The sequence below is a fragment of the Mesorhizobium sp. M1066 genome, assembly GCF_040318635.1.
Classification (GTDB): domain Bacteria; phylum Pseudomonadota; class Alphaproteobacteria; order Rhizobiales; family Rhizobiaceae; genus Mesorhizobium.
Window position 1 is genome coordinate 101,700 of record NZ_JAMYMR010000004.1, and the last position, 16,547, is coordinate 118,246.

Below are 16,547 nucleotides of genomic sequence, written 5' to 3' on the forward strand. Positions count from 1 at the left end.
CGGGGGACAGGATTGCCTACGTTAAGGCTATGTTGAGTTTCGGCGGCTTAGCTTTATGCGGGGTTGTCGCGAATCATTGCCACGTTTTCTGATTTGTGTTTCGTACGGAATGCGTTGCGGGAGCCGGGAAACACTGGCGGCGGCGGATTCCCGCGATAGATAGAGTATGCGCCCTTTCAGCCAGACCATCGGCGGGCGGCCATGAAAGGACATGAAAATGAGCAAGGTCGGCAACAACAGCGGCGATTCCAAGAACACGCTTTACTGCTCGTTTTGCGGCAAAAGCCAGCACGAAGTGCGCAAGCTGATCGCCGGTCCGACGGTCTTCATCTGCGACGAGTGCGTCGAACTCTGCATGGACATCATCCGTGAGGAGAACAAGACCTCGATGGTGAAGTCGCGCGAAGGCGTGCCGACACCGCAGGAGATCCTCAAGGTTCTCGACGACTATGTCATCGGGCAGCCCTACGCCAAGCGCGTGCTGTCGGTGGCGGTCCACAACCATTACAAGCGCCTCGCGCATGCCGGCAAGAACAACGATGTCGAACTGGCGAAGTCCAACATCCTTTTGATCGGCCCGACCGGTTGCGGCAAGACGCTGCTCGCGCAGACGCTGGCCCGCATCATCGACGTGCCCTTCACCATGGCTGATGCGACGACGCTGACCGAAGCCGGCTATGTCGGCGAGGACGTCGAGAACATCATCCTGAAGCTGTTGCAATCGGCCGACTACAATGTCGAGCGCGCTCAGCGCGGCATCGTCTACATCGACGAGATCGACAAGATTTCGCGCAAGTCGGACAATCCCTCGATCACCCGCGACGTGTCGGGCGAGGGCGTGCAGCAGGCGCTTCTGAAGATCATGGAAGGCACCGTCGCCTCCGTGCCGCCGCAGGGCGGCAGGAAGCACCCGCAGCAGGAGTTCCTGCAGGTCGATACAGCCAACATCCTGTTCATCTGCGGCGGCGCCTTCGCCGGGCTGGACAAGATCATCTCGGATCGCGGCCGCAAAACCTCGATCGGCTTCGGCGCGGTCGTCGCTTCGCCGGAGGATCGCCGCACTGGCGATGTCTTCCGCCTGGTCGAGCCCGAGGATCTGTTGAAGTTCGGTCTTATCCCCGAATTTGTCGGCCGTCTGCCGGTTCTGGCGACGCTTGAAGACCTCGACGAACCGGCGCTGATCCAGATCCTGACCGAGCCGAAGAACGCGCTGGTCAAGCAGTATCAGCGGCTGTTCGAGATGGAGAATGTCGACCTGACCTTCCACGAGAACGCTCTTTCGGCGATCGCCAAGCGCGCCATCGAGCGCAAGACCGGCGCGCGCGGCCTGCGTTCGATCATGGAGGCGATCCTGCTCGACACGATGTTCGAGCTTCCCGCGCTCGAAGGCGTGCGCGAAGTGGTGATTTCGGAGGAGGTGGTGACCGGCAGTGCCCGGCCGCTCTACATCTACTCCGAGCAGAAGGAAAAGAAGGGCAATGTCAGCGCCTGACATGAGCCCGCAGCGAAATTCTGGAACGGCGCCGCAAGGCGCCGTTTTGCTGTCGCGCAGGGGTTTTGCGCGGCGTACGGCTTGGCGTCGCAAATGTGTCACTCGCGGACGGGTTGGAAGTGCGGATTTGGACGCGCCCCTTGATCTTTGGGGGTCGTGCATCCAACTAACTGGAGAAGGCCGAGGTGCCCGATTTCTGTGCTGTAAAACTCCCGTCACAAACGGTGGTAGGCGGAACGATCCCCGGTCGTTAATATAAGATTCGCGGTTGGCTGATTGGCGGCCGCGACATGAAAGGTTGGACAATGGCCAAAGTATCCAAGGCACCCAGCGACGGCGTCTTCGCAGTTCTCCCACTGCGCGACATCGTGGTGTTCCCGCACATGATCGTGCCGCTCTTCGTCGGGCGTGAGAAGTCGATCAAGGCGCTGGAAGAGGTGATGGGTCAGGAAAAGCAGATCCTGCTTGCCACCCAGATGAATGCCGCCGACGACGATCCCGAGCCCGATGCCATCTTCGACATCGGCACGCTCGCCAATGTGCTGCAATTGCTCAAGCTGCCCGACGGCACCGTCAAGGTTCTGGTCGAGGGCGCTTCGCGTGCGAAGATCGTCTCGTTCACCGACCGTCCCGACTTCCACGAGGCCCGCGCCGCGGCGCTGGTCGAGCCGGAAGAGGAAGAGGTCGAGGTTGAGGCGCTGGCGCGTTCGGTCGTCACCGACTTCGAGAACTACGTCAAGCTGAACAAGAAGATTTCGCCGGAAGTGGTGGGCGCTGCCAGCCAGATCGACGACTATTCCAAGCTCGCCGACACGGTTGCCTCGCATCTCGCCATCAAGATCCCTGAGAAGCAGGAAATGCTGGCCACGCTCTCGGTCAAGGAGCGGCTGGAAAAGGCTATGGGCTTCATGGAAGCCGAAATCTCCGTCCTGCAGGTGGAGAAGCGCATCCGCTCGCGCGTCAAGCGCCAGATGGAGAAGACGCAGCGCGAATACTACCTCAACGAGCAGATGAAGGCGATCCAGAAGGAGCTCGGCGAAGGCGAGGACGGCCGCGACGAGGCCGCCGAGATCGAGGCGCGCATCAAGAAGACCAAGCTCTCCAAGGAGGCCCGCGAAAAGGCGGAAGCCGAGTTGAAGAAGCTCCGGACGATGTCGCCGATGTCGGCTGAATCGACCGTCGTGCGCAACTATCTCGACTGGATCCTGTCGATTCCGTGGGGCAAGAACTCCAAGGTCAAGCAGGACCTGGCTTTCGCACAGAACGTGCTCGACACCGATCATTTCGGCCTCGACAAGGTCAAGGAGCGCATCGTCGAGTATCTCGCCGTGCAAAGCCGCCAGAAGAAGCTGAAGGGGCCGATCCTGTGCCTCGTCGGCCCTCCCGGCGTCGGCAAGACCTCGCTCGGCAAGTCGATCGCCAAGGCGACCGGTCGCGAATTCATCCGCATGGCGCTTGGCGGCGTGCGTGACGAGGCCGAGATTCGTGGCCACCGGCGCACCTATATCGGCTCGATGCCTGGCAAGGTCATCCAGTCGATGAAGAAGGCTAAGAAGTCCAATCCGCTCTTCCTGCTCGACGAGATCGACAAGATGGGCCAGGACTTCCGTGGCGATCCGTCATCGGCGTTGCTCGAGGTCCTCGATCCGGAACAGAACTCGACGTTCATGGACCATTACCTCGAGGTCGAATACGACCTGTCGAGCGTGATGTTCGTGACGACGGCGAACACGCTGAACATCCCGGCGCCCTTGATGGACCGAATGGAGATCATCCGTATCGCCGGCTACACCGAGGACGAGAAGATCGAGATCGCCAAGCGGCACCTGATGCCGAAGGTGATCCGCGATCACGCGCTGCAGCCGAAGGAGTTTTCCGTCGGTGAGGACGCGATCCGCGCCATCGTCCAGACCTACACCCGTGAAGCGGGCGTCAGGAGCCTGGAGCGCGAGCTGATGAAGCTCGGGCGCAAGGCGGTGACCGAGATCCTGAAGACGAAGAAGAAGACGGTGAGCATCACGGCGGAGAACCTTTCCGATTACCTTGGTGTGCAGCGCTACCGCTTCGGCCAGGTCGAGGCTGACGATCAGGTCGGTGTCGTCACAGGCCTTGCCTGGACGGAAGTCGGCGGCGAACTGCTGACGGTCGAAGGCGTCATGATGCCCGGCAAAGGCCGCATGACGGTGACCGGCAACCTGCGCGACGTGATGAAGGAATCGATTTCGGCGGCGGCCTCCTATGTCCGCTCGCGCGCCGTCGATTTCGGCATCGAGCCGCCGCTGTTCGACAAGCGCGACATCCACGTGCACTTGCCGGAAGGCGCCACGCCGAAGGACGGCCCGTCGGCAGGTGCTGCCATGGCGACAGCCATTGTGTCGGTACTGACGGGTATTCCGGTCCGGGCGGATGTGGCGATGACCGGCGAGATAACGCTTCGCGGCCGCATCTTGCCGATCGGCGGGCTCAAGGAGAAGCTGCTCGCCGCACTGCGCGGCGGCATCAAGAAGGTGCTGATCCCGGAAGACAATGCCAAGGACCTGGCGGAGATTCCGGACAATGTGAAGAACGGCATGGAGATCATTCCGGTCTCACGTGTCGGCGAGGTGTTGCGGCACGCGCTGGTGCGTATGCCGGAGCCGATCGAATGGGTCGAACCGGTCAATCCGCCGGCCGCGACAGACAGTGCCGACGACGCTGGAAAGTCCCTGGCGCATTAGAGCTCCGGGCGTCCATCTGGACGCACAAAGGACGCTCTAACGCTCAGACTTGTGCATGGCCCCTGCCGAAAACCGGCTACGGTTTTCAGGGCCATGCATTGGTTTTCGTCAAGGTTGCAGCGCACAAACGGAGAGCCGGGCCTCGAGCCCGGCTTTTTCATGTGAAAAACCCAGCATTTCCGGGCTTTTTCCGCTTTTTTCCTGCCTTTTCGACTTGGTTGCGGGAGCGCTTCTTTCTAAAGTCCGTTTCCTGCCGGATGAGTCGATAGTTCCGGTGTTCTCATGGAAGGGAATTTTTATGAACAAGAACGAACTGGTGTCCGCTGTCGCCGACGCCGCGAGCATTTCGAAGGGTGACGCGCAGTCGGCGGTCGATGCGGTATTTTCCACCATCACCGGCGAACTGAAGAAGGGCGGCGATGTCCGGCTTGTCGGCTTTGGCAATTTCACCGTGTCAAAGCGTGCCGCCTCGACCGGCCGCAATCCTCAGACCGGCGCCGAAGTGAAGATCCCGGCGCGTACCGTGCCGAAGTTCTCGGCCGGCAAAGGCCTCAAGGACGCAGTCAACTAAGCGTTTTTTCTTTTCAGAGACCAGAAAAGCCGGGCTTGCCCGGCTTTTCATTTTCGTGGCCTACGCACGTACACACGACCAGAAAAGCCGGGCTTGCCCGGCTTTTCATTTTCTACGCCCTGCGCGGGTACACGAGACCAGAAAAGCCGGGCTTGCCTGGCTTTTCATTTTTGTGCCAGACGCTGACGCGACGGCGGCCGGCTTATGCGGTCGGCGCCTCGGCGCGCATCAGACCTTCCTTCTTGAGATCGGCCCAAAGCGCCGCGGGCAGTTTCGCATCGAGCAGCGAGCGATTGCTCTCGACTTCGCTCGGCCGCTGGCCACCGGGGACCACTGAGACGACCGAAGGGTGCAGCAGCGGGAATTGCAGGGCGGCCTCGATCAGCCGCACGCCATGGCGCTTGCAGACGCTCTCGATACCGCCGACGCGGTCGAGGATGTCCTTAGGTGCTTCGGAGTAGTTGTAGTAGGCGCCGGGCTTCGGTCCGGTCGCCAGGATGCCGGAGTTGTAGGGGCCGCCGAGAACGATGCCGATGCCGCGTGCCTGGCAGAGCGGCAGGAAGGACGTCAGCGCTTCCTGTTCCAGGAGCGTATAGCGCCCGGCCAGCAGGAACAGGTCGAAGTCGCCGCGCTCGGCCAGCGTCTGCGCGACCTGCCACTCATTGATGCCGCCACCGAACGCCTTGATCACGCCCTGGTCGCGCAGCGACAGCAAGCCGTAATAGCCCGAGCGCATGAACTCCTCGATGCGCCGGTCGGAGGCTTCCTTGCTGCCATGCGTGAAGATGTCGACATCGTGCACGAAAAGGATGTCGATCCGGTCGACGCCGAGGCGCTCAAGCGAGGCTTCGAACGAGCGCATGACACCGTCATAGCTGTAGTCGTACACTTCGCGGCGCGACGGCGTGTCGAAGAATTTGCCGATGCCGGTGCGCTCTTCGGGCGGGCAGGCGCGCATGATGCGGCCGACCTTGCTCGACAGCACATAGTCGTCGCGCTTCTTGCCGCGCAGGAACGGGTTGAGCCGCGTTTCCGAGAGGCCGAGCCCATAGAGCGGCGCGGTGTCGTAGTAGCGGCAGCCGGTCGCCCAGGCGGCCTCCAGCGTGGCGTTGGCGTCCTCGTCCGAGACGGCACGGTAGAGGTTGCCGAGCGGCGCCGTGCCGAAGCCGAGCTCGGTGAAACTGATGCCGCCATTGCCGATGCGGTCGAAATGCCGTGTCTTCATATGCTGCCGTCTGCCTCGCTTGATTTGTCTGACATGACACTATCACGCCTGTGATCAGGCAAAAGCATCGCTGCGCGTTGGACACGCATTTTCGCGGTTGCTAGCATGAACGAAATCAAGCTGTTCGTAGCAGCAAGAGCGGCAAATCCCAGGGGTGATTTTTGATGGCAGGTTTGCGGTGAGCAACAAGAGCAAAAGCCTGTTCGAGACCGCGCTTGAGGAGCTCGGCGGCGTGCTGGCACGCATCGACGAAAGCCGGATCGACGCCGCCTGCAAAATGCTGGCCGGCGCGCGACAGATCGTCGTCTATGGCTGCGGCCGCGAGGCCTTGCAGGTCAAGGGTTTTGCCATGCGGCTCTACCATTTGGGCCTGCCGGTTTCCGTGGTCGGCGACATGAACACACCGCCGCTGGGGCAGGGCGATGTCTTCCTGGTCAGCTCCGGGCCGGGAGAGACCTCGACCGTGCTGACCCTGATGCAGATCGCGCGCCAAGCAGGTGCAGCCAATCTCCTGTTGACCGCCCAGGCCAAAGCCAGCGCGGCAAGGCTTGCCGACTTCACCCTGCTCATTCCCGCGCAGACCATGGCCAACGATCAGGGGGCGCAAAAAACATCGGTCCTGCCGATGGGCTCGGTGTTCGAAGGCGCGCTGTTCCTGCTGTTCGAGGTGATGGTGCTGAAGCTCAGGGAATTGAGTGGCGCGTCGCCCGAAGCGATGCGCGCCCGCCACACCAACATGGAATAGATCATGCGCTACGAACTGATGCTGCCACACCAGATCCGCAGGGCGATCGCCGAGAATTGGCCGGTCGCTCTGCCGCTTGGCGTGCTCGAATACCATGGCGAGCACATGGCCGTCGGCATGGACACGCTGGCCGTCGTCAAGACGCTGGAGCTGTTCGAGAAGGAGAGGGACGTCGTCATCCTGCCACCCTTCTACTACGGTGCTGCGAGCTACGCGGTGGCGCCGCCGGAAGGCAGCGGCTCGGTGCAGGTCGGCGGCAATGCGCTGGCGCCGTTCGGCGAGGAGCTGTTCTACAGCCTGCTGCGCATCGGCTTTCGCAACATCCACGCCATCATCCACCACCAGACCGAGAATTTCGCCGCCGGCATGCCGACCGATCTGGCGTTCAAGACCGCCGGCCGCCAGGCGATCTTCCGCTTCCTCGAAAAGGAGCGCGGCGAGGGCTGGTGGGGTTCGCAAGCGATGGCCGACTACTATTCCGGGCACGCCGCGGGTGAAAATTTCTTCAACTGGGTACAGGTTCATCCGCTGATGCCGGCTGACATGAACGGCAAGTACCCGTTCGACCATGCCGGCATCGGCGAGACATCGCTGATGCTGGCGCTATGCCCGGAGGCTGTCGATGCCGGTCACTTCGAGGACAACAAGAGCTGGTACACGGCGAGCGCCACGGATGCTTCGGCGGAGCTTGGGCAGAAGGGCGTGGCTATGATCCTCGATCACCTGCGCACGATCCTGAGGAGCTAGCTACGAGATTGTCGGGCGGCTTTGGTAGTTCGTCATCCTAGGGCGAAGCAGGAGCGAAGCGACGTCGCGGAGACCCTAGGATCCATGCCGTGACCGCAGCTTGCTCCGCCCTAGGATGACGAAGTGATGGAGCCTGGCGCCACTCGCCCTACTTCACCGCTCCCGCGGTCATGCCCATGATCAGATAGCGCTCCAATGCGATGCCGATGACGGCGAGCGGCGCGATGGCCGCCGTGGCGAGCGCCGCCATCGACCACCAGTTGATGCCTTGCGAGCCGGTCTGGCTTGCCACCATGACGGGGATCGTCTTGGCGTCGGTCGAGGTCAAAAGGGCGGCGAAGAAATACTCGTTCCAGCACAGCACCATCGCCAGGATGAAGGCGGCGACCATGCCCGGCAGCGCGATCGGCATGACGATGCGGAAGAAGGCGCCCCAGATCGACAGCCCGTCGACAAGCGCTGCTTCCTCGAGCTCGACCGGGATCGAGTTGAACTGGTCGCGCATGATCCAGATGACGATCGGCAGCACCATCAGCGTGTAGAGCAGGATCAGCCCGACGCGCGTGTCGAGCAGGCCGACCTCCCGGTAGAGCACCAGGAAAGGCAGCGCCAGCACCACCGGCGGCAGGATCAGCTGCGACAGGAAGAAGAACGAAATATCCTCGTTCCTGAACCAGGCGAAATGATAGCGATAGCGGGTGAGCCCGTAGGCGGCGAGGCTGCCGATGACGATGGCGAGGCTCGACGCGCCGACCGAGGTGATCACCGAATTCATGAAGCGCTTGAGGAACTCCTCGCGCACCGTCGAGGTCTGGAAGATCGAGTCCGGCGACAGACCGAGCGAGCGCCAGCCCTTCCAGTCCGGCTGGAAGTCGACGAAGGGGATGAGATGGCCCTGGGTGACGTCGACCGCGGTCTTGAACGAGGTCGTGATCGTCCAGTAGATCGGGAACAGGCAGATGAACGCCCAGAAGGCCAGCGCCCCATAGATGAAGACGCGGCTGGCGAGGAAGCTCGCCGGCGAGCGGATCTCTGAGGCGACATATTCGGTGGTCTGAACGCTCATCTCAGCTCAATTCACATTTCGGACAAAACGATTGGCGAATTTCAACAGCCACGTGACGAACACGACGATGATCACCAGATAGGCCATCGCCAGCATGGTTCCGTAGCCGACATTCGAACGGTCGCGATATTCGCGGTAGATGAAGCTCGACACGGAATCGGTGGCGCCGCCCGGGCCGCCCGACGTCACCGTAATGATGATGTCGGCAAGCTTCAGCTTGAAGATGATGCGCAGGATCACCGCCGTCACCGACACCGGCAGCATCAGCGGAAAAGTGACCTGCCAGAAGGTCTGCCACGCACTGGCGCCGTCGACGCGTGCGGCTTCGAGCACCTCGCGCGACATCGCCTGCAGCCCGGCCAGCAGCATGATCATCATGAACGGAATGAAGGTCCAGGCATCCAGTATCATGATCGATATGCGCGCGATGATCGGGTCGGAGAAGAAGGCCGGATTTTCCCAGCCGAGATGGCGGGCCAGCGTTGCGGCCGGTCCGAACCGGTATTCCATCAGCGACTTGCCGATCATCCACGACACCGCGACCGGCGACAGCATCAACGGCATCAGGAAGACGACGCGGAAGAATTTTCGCGCCCGGATCTGTGCGTTGAGGAGCAGCGCCAGGCCGAAGGCAATGACATATTCGACCGCCACCGCCAGCACATAGAGCACCATGTTGAACAGCGCGTTGCGGTAGTAGGGATCGGCCAGCATCTGCCAGAAATTGTCGAGCCCGTTGAATTTGCGGCCACTGAAGGAACTGAGGTTCCAGTCGGTGAGCGCGATGTAGAAACCGAACAGCGTCGGGAAGATCACCATGGCGATGGTGAACAGCAGCGCCGGCAGCAGGAACAGGGCACGTTGGCCGTCCTCGCCGCGCGTCAGCACCTGGCCGACGCCGATCGCCACGCCCCACAGAACATAGGCATAGACGACAGGGCGCCAGGTCTCGAAGCCGATCGTATCGGCGCTGCCCTTGTAGAGGATCTCCAGCACGATCGTCGCCAGCAGGCCAAGCGTCGCAACGGCCATCAGCGCCCAGCCGAACCGTTTGCGGCCTGGAGAGATCAGATCGGAAGGGCCGGCATCTGCCGGCCACTGGTTCGCGGTCGAAGTCTGGTCAGCCACAAATCTCGCCCGTTTGAAGGCTCTCGAGGAGCCGGAGCCGGTCTAAAGTGGTCCGGCGTTGCAGCCGGACCACGGTTCATAGGCCAGCCTACATGCCGAGCGAAGCTTTGTAGAGCTTGATCTGGTTGTCGCGGCCGATCTGGTCGGTCAGCTTCTCCCAGGCCGCCGCAATGGCGTCGGCGCCTTCCTGCGCCTTCATCTTGCCGGCGAAAGTGTTGGCCAGGATGTCCTCGGCGGCGCTGTAGTACTGGAAGATGCCGGGGATGCGTGGCTCGATCGCCGCGTTCGGATGGTTGTAGCTGTCGGATTCCGACTTGAGGTAGGAGGTGATGAACGCCTCGTCGTAGCCGGCCGCCACCCATTCGGGAATGTCGAAATGCGAGTTGCGGTAAGGCTGGAAGCCCGATGGATACATCGCCGTCCAGATCGACAGGTCCTTGCCGCCGAGATGAGCGGCGGCGGACCATGCCGCCTTCTTCTTCTTTTCGTCGGCATCGACGCGGGCCATGACATAGACGCCCCAGCCGAGATAGGCGCAGTTGGGCGCATAGTTCGGGCCGCTGGCGAGTTTGTCCCAGGCGCCGGTCTTCGCATTATAGACATCGTCCGAGCCAGGCAGGATCGAGAAGCCGGTGACGTCGCCGACGACGGAAGAGTCGTTGGTCTTGACGTTGGAGCCGACATCGCCCCACCAGGTGACCATCGAGCCGGTGCCGGCCAGGAACTGCTGGAAGGCGGTCGTGTTCGGATCGGCGTTGATCTGGTCGGCGGGTTCGGAGGGCAGCGCGTCGATGACGTCCTGGATGGCGCGCACCCAGGCCGGATTGTTGACGCGCGGCTTCATCGTGTCGGCGTCGAACAGCCAGGCCTTGTCGTCGGGGTGCTTGGCATAAGCGGTGGCGCGGCTGCCAAGGAAATAGAAGCCGAAGCCGCCCCAGGGCTTTGGCGCGTCGAGATAGCCATAGACGTCCTGGTCCTTGAGCTTCTTGCCCTTGAGGAACTTGGTCGCCGCCTGAACCTGCTGCCAGGTCTTCGGTACGCCCCATTCACCTTCGCCGCCGCCGTCCTTCCAGGCCTTGGCGAGGTCGGCATCGGCGAACACGTCGGTGCGGTAGTTGAAGTTGTGCGCGTCACCGTCGACGGTCACGCGGTATTGCTTGCCGTCCCAGGTGCCGACCGGCGGCTTCAGATAGCTGACCAAATCGTCGAAATCGATCTGGGTCTTGACCCAGTCGGGCATTTCCGAGGTCAGGCCCTTGCCGCAGACATCGCCTTCGAACGGCGCGCCCATTTCGATGATGTCGAAGTCGACGGTGCCGGTCGCGATCGACTGCTGCAGGCGGGCGTTGTAATCGGCCTGCGCCAGGTCGATCCAGTTGATCTTGGCGCCGGTGTAGGTCTCCCATGGCTTCAGGAAGCCGCGGAACAGCACATTGTGCAGGTTCTGGTTGTTGAGACCCATGAAGGTCAGCTCGACGCCGGCGAATTCGCCTTCCTTGACATTGGCCTTGGTCGCCTCCAGGCAGAGTTCACCGACCTTCTGGAAATCGGCGTCCGTCGGCTGGCCTTTGCCGACGCCGGGGATCTGCAGGATTTTTGTGCGCAATTCGCTTGCCGCGGAGGCCGGGCGCGTCAAGGCGCCAAGTCCGGCGCCGGATGCGGCTGCGATCGCGGCCATGCTGGCCGCACCCTTCAATATATCGCGCCTTGTGGCGCCGGCTCGAACCAGTTTGTCGTAAAGACCCGTTCTCATCGCCTATTCCTCCCAGAACATTCAGTGTGAATAAATCGGCCAACTGTCGGACGCTGGAGCGCCAACGATGCTCCCCGGTTCGGAAACGAATTAGGCAGGACCCCACCCTGCGTCGATTGAAATTCCCTGCGGATCGGGTACCAACATTTTGACCGGCGCCTGCCACTATTCTCACAACCAAACGCCGTGTCAACGAGAGCGGGTTTTTATCTATAAGAGACCGACTTGCCCTGGCAGGTCGCGTTGGTTAGCTTCTGCGCCTACGGCCAATGGAGCCGATGGGGGAGATATGGCGCAAGTCGCGATCAGCAAGGTGGCCAAGGCCTTTGGAACGGTCAAGGTTCTGCACGAAGTCAGCGTCGATATCGCAGACGGACAGTTCGTGGTGCTGGTTGGCCCTTCGGGTTGCGGCAAGTCCACCCTGCTCAGGATGGTGGCCGGGCTGGAGACCGTCTCCGCCGGTACGATCGCCATTGGCGACCGCGTCGTCAATCATCTGCCGCCGGCCAAGCGCGACATCGCTATGGTGTTCCAGAACTATGCGCTCTATCCGCACAAGACGGTCGAGCAGAACATGGCCTTTGCGCTCAAGCTCAGGAAAACCGATCCGGCCGTGGTCGCCGAGCGGGTCAAGCGCGCCGCCGACATCCTCGACCTCAATCCCTATCTGAAGCGCTATCCCCGCCAGCTTTCCGGCGGCCAGCGCCAGCGCGTGGCCATGGGCCGCGCCATCGTGCGCAATCCGCAGGTCTTCCTGTTCGACGAGCCGCTGTCCAATCTCGACGCCAAGCTGCGTGTGCAGATGCGCACCGAGATCAAGGAACTGCACCAGCGGCTTAAGACCACCACAATCTACGTCACCCACGACCAGATCGAAGCCATGACCATGGCCGACAAGATCGTCGTCATGCGCGACGGCCGCATCGAGCAGGTCGGCGCGCCGCTCGAACTGTTCGACAGACCGGCCAACCTGTTTGTTGCCGGCTTCATCGGTTCGCCTTCGATGAATCTGCTCAAAGGAGTGATGCGCAAGGGCGACAAGCCTGGTGTCGATATCGCTGGCACGCTGTTCCCGATTGCACCAGGCAATGCCGCGCAGGACGGCCAGGCGGTCGTCTATGGCGTACGCCCGGAGCATCTCGAGATCCATCCCGATGGCGTGCCGGCGAAGATTTCGGTGGTCGAGCCGACCGGCTCGGAAACGCTGGTGTTCCTGCGCTTCGGCGAAGGCGAGATGGTGGCGCTGTTTCGCGAGCGCCACGACTTCAAGCCGGGCGACACGCTCAAGCTGAAGCCAAGGCTCGACCAGATCCATCTTTTCGACGCAGAGACCGGCAAGCGTCTCTGATCCCAACTCACGAGGAATACCATGCTCAAAGGCATCAACCCGCTGCTCAATGCCGACGTGCTGCAGGCATTGCGGGCAATGGGGCATGGCGATGATCTGATCATCGCCGACACCAATTTTCCGTCCGATTCGGTGGCGCGCCAGACGGCGCTCGGCCGCGTGCTGCGCATCGATGCCTCGGCGGCGCAAGTGGTCAAGGCGGTGCTGTCGCTCTACCCGCTGGACACGTTCGTCGACGATTCGGCCGCGCGCATGGAAATCGTCGGCAAGCCCAGCGAAATTCCGCCCGTGCAAAGCGAAGTGCAAAAGGAAGTCGACAACGCCGAGGGCAAGTCCTGGCCGATGATCGCGGTCGAGCGCTACGCCTTCTACGAGCGGGCCAAGCAGGCCTATTGTGTCATCCAGACCGGCGAGCGCCGCTTCTATGGCTGCTTCGCCTTCCGCAAGGGCGTCGTGCCGCCGGATGCGGAGTAGCGGCATGGCTTCGAGCAAGCCGGTCGTCATCCTGGGTGTGTTCGTCGCCGACACCGCCTACAGGGCGCAGCGGCAGCCGCGCATGGGCGAAACCATCCTCGGCACATCCTTCACGCTGGGGCCGGGCGGCAAGGGCTCGAACCAGGCCGTGGCCGCCGGCAAGCTCGGCGCCGACGTCACCTTCCTCACCCGGCTCGGCGTCGATCCCTTCGCCGACATGGCCAGGCAGACCTGGGCGCAGGCGGGCGTCAAGAATGCCGTCATCGACACGCCGGAAAGCTACACCGGTGCCGCCTACATCTTCGTCGAGGAGACCACCGGCAACAACGCCATCATCGTCAGCCCCGGTGCCGCGATGCTGATCTCACCAGCCGATATCGAGGCCAATGCCGGGCTGATCGGCGGTGCCGGCGTCTTTGTCACCCAACTCGAACAGCCGATCGAAGCAGCCATGCGGGCGCTGGAGATCGCGCGTGGGGCAGGGGTGACGACGATCCTCAACCCGGCCCCGGCGGCAAAGCTTCCCGACCGCATCTACACGCTGTGCGACTACCTCACACCCAACGAGACCGAGACGGAGGAACTGACCGGGATGAAGGTGTCCTCGGTCGAAGAGGCGCGAGCCGCTGCGGACAAGCTGCTTGAAAAGGGCGTCGGCACGGTCATCGTCACGCTGGGCGACAAGGGCGCGCTTTTGCACTCGAAGACCCGCTCCGACCATGTTCCAGCCGTCAGTGCCGGGCCGGTGGCCGAAACCACGGGGGCAGGCGATGCCTTCAATGGCGGCCTGGCCGCAGCACTGTCGCGAGGCGTGGAGCCGCTGCAGGCGGTGCGCTTCGCCTGCGCCGTCGCTGGCATTTCGGTGACCCGGCCAGGGACCGCGCCGTCAATGCCGACGCTTCGGGAGGTCGAGGCGCTGCTGGCTGGGGATCAGATCGGCTTGGCTGACTGGCCGCTGACGCCGCCTCCGGCCAGTTCTTGAGGCCCTATGGTTTTTTCGAACGCAAGCTTGTGGAGATATTGCGCAGCGGGCCTGTGAAGCGCCAGCTTCTGGACTGATGCAAGGCCGCGACTTGCAGCTGGCACGCTTGCAACCTTTGTTCGATCTCGTCCTTCTCGTTCCTGGCATCCGAAGCGGCGCTCTGCAGCCCGACGCTGCTTTGGTGAGCCGCCTCAAGCTCACTGCGCAACCTTGAGATTTCAGAATGCAATGTCGCCTTCTCGGCTTCAGCGCCTGCAAGCATCGGTCGGATCGTCTGCACATCCTCCCAGGCAAGGCGCGCTACCAGATCCCCGACGGCACGGCGCATCTGCTCGCTCCAGGCCCTGGGATCAACGCGCATGAGGCGCGAGTATTCGGATTGTTCCTTGCTGGCGTTCGGTATCCAGACTCGCAAGGCCGAAGGCCACCAGCCGGCTCTGTCGGCGATATCAAGCAGTGTGGCGAGTTGGGATACTGCGGAGTGCCGTGATTTTTTCCATGCGGCGCTGAAATGCAGGACGGTTGGAACGCGGCAATAGGTGAAGGGGTTTCGCGGATTCTCGCGCATGATTCGCCGCCACAATTGCCAGTCCCCGGCCGATGCGACGTCTTCGGGCCAGACATCTCGCGACGGCAGGCAATCGGCCCGATACAGGAAGCAACTGGCGGGTATCGTGTTGCCGACCTCAGTGAACACCCTGAACTCGTCGGCCAGGTCCAGATTGGTCAGGAAGGGGGCTGCGATGCCATCGGTGGAAACCCACAGCGCCTGACTGTACGCGATGGCAGCTCCAGTTTTGAGGCCATCCGCCAGGATCTCAAAATGATCCGGAAACAGGAGGTCGTCATCGGCGGCAAAGCCAATCAACTCGCCGCGTGCCTCACGCAGCACGATGTTGCGGTTCGCGTAGCCGAAGTTCGGCGCCTTGGGGAGATCGAAGAAACGAATGCGGCTGTCATGGAAGGCTTCGACCACCTCGGCCGTGCCGGCCGCGCAGCCGTCGCCGACGACCAGCAATTCAAAATCATCGACGGTCTGGTCCAGCACCGATTGGATAGCCACACCGATGACATCCACGCGCGAGTGCGTCGGCATGAGGATGGAAAAGCGGGGCTTGCTCACCATCCCTTCGCGCTGCCGAAATCATGGGGGATGAGATCGGTATCGATCGGCAGGCGGTACTTATCGGGATTTGCGTGGTCGTATTGTATCGTCGGGAAATTGATGGCGACCAAATCGGATGTTCCGATGTTTCTGTCGGCATGCCAGACAAATTTCGGAATGTTGACTAGACGTGGATGATTGCCGGAGAGGTAAACCTTCGAAACCTTGCCATATGTGCTGGATTCGGGGCGGGGGTCATAAAGGACCAGTTCCATCTCGCCGCTGATCACAAAATAGCGGTCCTCATGCAGCTTGTGCAGGCCCCACCCTTTCACCACGCCAGGGCGAATTGTGAACATGTAGGAAAAGACCAGCGGGTCGGCATGCCAACCCCAGCGCGGGTCATAGATCTCGGTGACGCTGCCGCGGTCGTCATTGTGCCGGATGCTGTCGAAAAAAGACATGCCGTCCACAAGCGGCGTAGTGCTTTGCCGCTGCTCGTCCAGAGTCCGTTGATCCTGCTTGGCGGCGGCAAGTGTTGTCTCCAGAAGATTCAGGCTGGGGTGATCGCTCATGAACAAAGCTTCCGTTTTTGACCGTCTTAGCCCGACCTTCTTCTCACAATTTTCGATGGATGTCCTGATCGGGCTAACAGGTACGTGCAGCCATGATGACTTTTTTGGGCACGTTGTAGCTTCGATGGGAGCGGAGACAGGCGCGCAGCGGGGGGCCACCGACAAGATTGGGCGGCGCCTTGCTTTGCGCCGGTGAACGCGACCAGAGCGTGACGTCGTCAATGCCGAGGCGTTCTTGCGTCCATGCTTGGGAGATTCAACTCAGATACGAGACAATCCGAGTTGCCTCATCCAAGAAGATTTTTGACAATTAATGTCGACATTTCTCCGAAGCCAAGGACTTGATACCCTTGGGAGAAATGGCGCGAGTGACGGGGCTCGAACCCGCGACCTCCGGCGTGACAGGCCGGCACTCTAACCAACTGAGCTACACCCGCGCATGGCGAACACGTGTCAGCCGTGTTCGTCGTTGGGGCGCTGGATAAGGGGTTCGCCACCGGGTGTCAAGCGCGACAGGACAGCATAACAGCAAACAGGAGAAGGTTTTTTGACAGCCGGCGTTTTGTTGGCAAAACCGGCATGCAACCAGGGCGTCCTGCGCTCATTTGGCCTTGCGAAG

The 16,547-nt window shown here is 61.8% G+C and carries 15 protein-coding genes and 1 tRNA gene; 9 read left to right on the forward strand and 7 right to left on the reverse strand.

The features are described 5' to 3' along the window. Nucleotides 1–217 precede the first annotated feature (217 nt). The 3 genes from clpX to hupB all read left to right on the forward strand — a co-directional run bounded on the left by clpX (nt 218) and on the right by hupB (nt 4,780). Entirely contained in the window at nt 218–1,492 is a 1,275-nt protein-coding gene (gene clpX / locus NKH52_RS08280; protein WP_013532190.1) for an ATP-dependent Clp protease ATP-binding subunit ClpX, read from the forward strand. A 305-nt stretch (nt 1,493–1,797) separates the two neighbouring features. After that, a complete protein-coding gene (gene lon / locus NKH52_RS08285; protein ID WP_023810286.1) occupies nt 1,798–4,209 on the forward strand; it encodes an endopeptidase La in 2,412 nt (803 codons plus the stop codon). Nucleotides 4,210–4,507: 298 nt separating this feature from the next. Continuing rightward, complete coding sequence (gene hupB, locus NKH52_RS08290) at nt 4,508–4,780, forward strand: DNA-binding protein HupB (RefSeq protein WP_023810287.1); 273 nt, start codon at nt 4,508–4,510, stop codon at nt 4,778–4,780. A gap of 202 nt (nt 4,781–4,982) precedes the next feature. Here hupB and NKH52_RS08295 read toward each other — a convergent pair whose 3' ends face one another. Further along, the gene (locus tag NKH52_RS08295) at nt 4,983–6,005 is read right to left on the reverse strand and encodes an aldo/keto reductase (protein WP_352729441.1); all 1,023 of its coding nucleotides are present in this window, start codon (nt 6,003–6,005) and stop codon (nt 4,983–4,985) included. Nucleotides 6,006–6,183: 178 nt separating this feature from the next. Between NKH52_RS08295 and NKH52_RS08300 the strand changes: the two genes are divergently transcribed. Beyond that, nucleotides 6,184–6,750, forward strand: a complete 567-nt coding sequence (locus NKH52_RS08300) for an SIS domain-containing protein (RefSeq protein ID WP_127288690.1) — start codon at nt 6,184–6,186, stop codon at nt 6,748–6,750. Nucleotides 6,751–6,753: 3 nt separating this feature from the next. Continuing rightward, nucleotides 6,754–7,497: a creatininase family protein gene (locus NKH52_RS08305; RefSeq protein ID WP_352729443.1), complete on the forward strand. Its 744-nt coding sequence runs from the start codon at nt 6,754–6,756 to the stop codon at nt 7,495–7,497. 148 nt (nt 7,498–7,645) lie between these two features. Here the strand turns inward: NKH52_RS08305 and NKH52_RS08310 are convergent, their stop codons facing one another. The 3 genes from NKH52_RS08310 to NKH52_RS08320 form a co-directional block, all read right to left on the reverse strand. After that, the gene (locus NKH52_RS08310) at nt 7,646–8,563 is read right to left on the reverse strand and encodes a carbohydrate ABC transporter permease (protein WP_023810291.1); all 918 of its coding nucleotides are present in this window, start codon (nt 8,561–8,563) and stop codon (nt 7,646–7,648) included. 6 nt (nt 8,564–8,569) lie between these two features. Next, nucleotides 8,570–9,691 (reverse strand): carbohydrate ABC transporter permease, encoded by a 1,122-nt coding sequence (locus NKH52_RS08315; RefSeq protein ID WP_127288686.1) that lies wholly within the window; start codon nt 9,689–9,691, stop codon nt 8,570–8,572. Nucleotides 9,692–9,779: 88 nt separating this feature from the next. After that, entirely contained in the window at nt 9,780–11,444 is a 1,665-nt protein-coding gene (locus tag NKH52_RS08320; protein WP_127288684.1) for an ABC transporter substrate-binding protein, read from the reverse strand. Between the two features lie 289 nt (nt 11,445–11,733). Here NKH52_RS08320 and NKH52_RS08325 point away from each other — a divergent pair, with 289 nt between their 5' ends. The 3 genes from NKH52_RS08325 to rbsK are packed head-to-tail and all read left to right on the forward strand — an operon-like array spanning nt 11,734 to nt 14,248. Then, nucleotides 11,734–12,792, forward strand: a complete 1,059-nt coding sequence (locus tag NKH52_RS08325; RefSeq protein WP_127288682.1) for an ABC transporter ATP-binding protein — start codon at nt 11,734–11,736, stop codon at nt 12,790–12,792. Nucleotides 12,793–12,813: 21 nt separating this feature from the next. Continuing rightward, nucleotides 12,814–13,266, forward strand: a complete 453-nt coding sequence (locus NKH52_RS08330) for an RbsD/FucU family protein (RefSeq protein ID WP_352729445.1) — start codon at nt 12,814–12,816, stop codon at nt 13,264–13,266. Between the two features lie 4 nt (nt 13,267–13,270). Then, a complete protein-coding gene (gene rbsK, locus NKH52_RS08335; RefSeq protein ID WP_352729446.1) occupies nt 13,271–14,248 on the forward strand; it encodes a ribokinase in 978 nt (325 codons plus the stop codon). Nucleotides 14,249–14,252: 4 nt separating this feature from the next. Here the strand turns inward: rbsK and NKH52_RS08340 are convergent, their stop codons facing one another. Next, the gene (locus NKH52_RS08340) at nt 14,253–15,374 is read right to left on the reverse strand and encodes a glycosyltransferase family 2 protein (RefSeq protein ID WP_352729448.1); all 1,122 of its coding nucleotides are present in this window, start codon (nt 15,372–15,374) and stop codon (nt 14,253–14,255) included. Continuing rightward, nucleotides 15,368–15,928, reverse strand: coding sequence for a polysaccharide biosynthesis C-terminal domain-containing protein (locus tag NKH52_RS08345; protein ID WP_352729450.1), 561 nt, complete (start codon nt 15,926–15,928; stop codon nt 15,368–15,370). The genes NKH52_RS08340 and NKH52_RS08345 overlap by 7 nt, the downstream gene beginning before the upstream one ends. Here NKH52_RS08345 and NKH52_RS08350 point away from each other — a divergent pair. After that, complete coding sequence (locus NKH52_RS08350; RefSeq protein WP_352729452.1) at nt 15,927–16,124, forward strand: hypothetical protein; 198 nt, start codon at nt 15,927–15,929, stop codon at nt 16,122–16,124. The genes NKH52_RS08345 and NKH52_RS08350 overlap by 2 nt on opposite strands. 164 nt (nt 16,125–16,288) lie before the next feature. Here NKH52_RS08350 and NKH52_RS08355 read toward each other — a convergent pair. Further along, a tRNA-Asp gene (locus NKH52_RS08355) sits at nt 16,289–16,365 on the reverse strand. Nucleotides 16,366–16,547: the final 182 nt, after the last annotated feature.

Bases quoted from the DNA above. Each gene is read 5' to 3' on its own strand.
- clpX (WP_013532190.1), top strand. From the start codon at position 218: ATGAGCAAGGTCGGCAACAACAGCGGCGATTCCAAGAACACGCTTTAC.
- lon (WP_023810286.1), top strand. From the start codon at position 1,798: ATGGCCAAAGTATCCAAGGCACCCAGCGACGGCGTCTTCGCAGTTCTC.
- hupB (WP_023810287.1), top strand. From the start codon at position 4,508: ATGAACAAGAACGAACTGGTGTCCGCTGTCGCCGACGCCGCGAGCATT.
- NKH52_RS08295 (WP_352729441.1), bottom strand. From the start codon at position 6,005: ATGAAGACACGGCATTTCGACCGCATCGGCAATGGCGGCATCAGTTTC.
- NKH52_RS08305 (WP_352729443.1), top strand. From the start codon at position 6,754: ATGCGCTACGAACTGATGCTGCCACACCAGATCCGCAGGGCGATCGCC.
- NKH52_RS08310 (WP_023810291.1), bottom strand. From the start codon at position 8,563: ATGAGCGTTCAGACCACCGAATATGTCGCCTCAGAGATCCGCTCGCCG.
- NKH52_RS08320 (WP_127288684.1), bottom strand. From the start codon at position 11,444: ATGAGAACGGGTCTTTACGACAAACTGGTTCGAGCCGGCGCCACAAGG.
- NKH52_RS08325 (WP_127288682.1), top strand. From the start codon at position 11,734: ATGGCGCAAGTCGCGATCAGCAAGGTGGCCAAGGCCTTTGGAACGGTC.
- NKH52_RS08330 (WP_352729445.1), top strand. From the start codon at position 12,814: ATGCTCAAAGGCATCAACCCGCTGCTCAATGCCGACGTGCTGCAGGCA.
- rbsK (WP_352729446.1), top strand. From the start codon at position 13,271: ATGGCTTCGAGCAAGCCGGTCGTCATCCTGGGTGTGTTCGTCGCCGAC.
- NKH52_RS08340 (WP_352729448.1), bottom strand. From the start codon at position 15,374: ATGGTGAGCAAGCCCCGCTTTTCCATCCTCATGCCGACGCACTCGCGC.
- NKH52_RS08350 (WP_352729452.1), top strand. From the start codon at position 15,927: ATGAACAAAGCTTCCGTTTTTGACCGTCTTAGCCCGACCTTCTTCTCA.
- NKH52_RS08345 (WP_352729450.1), bottom strand. From the start codon at position 15,928: ATGAGCGATCACCCCAGCCTGAATCTTCTGGAGACAACACTTGCCGCC.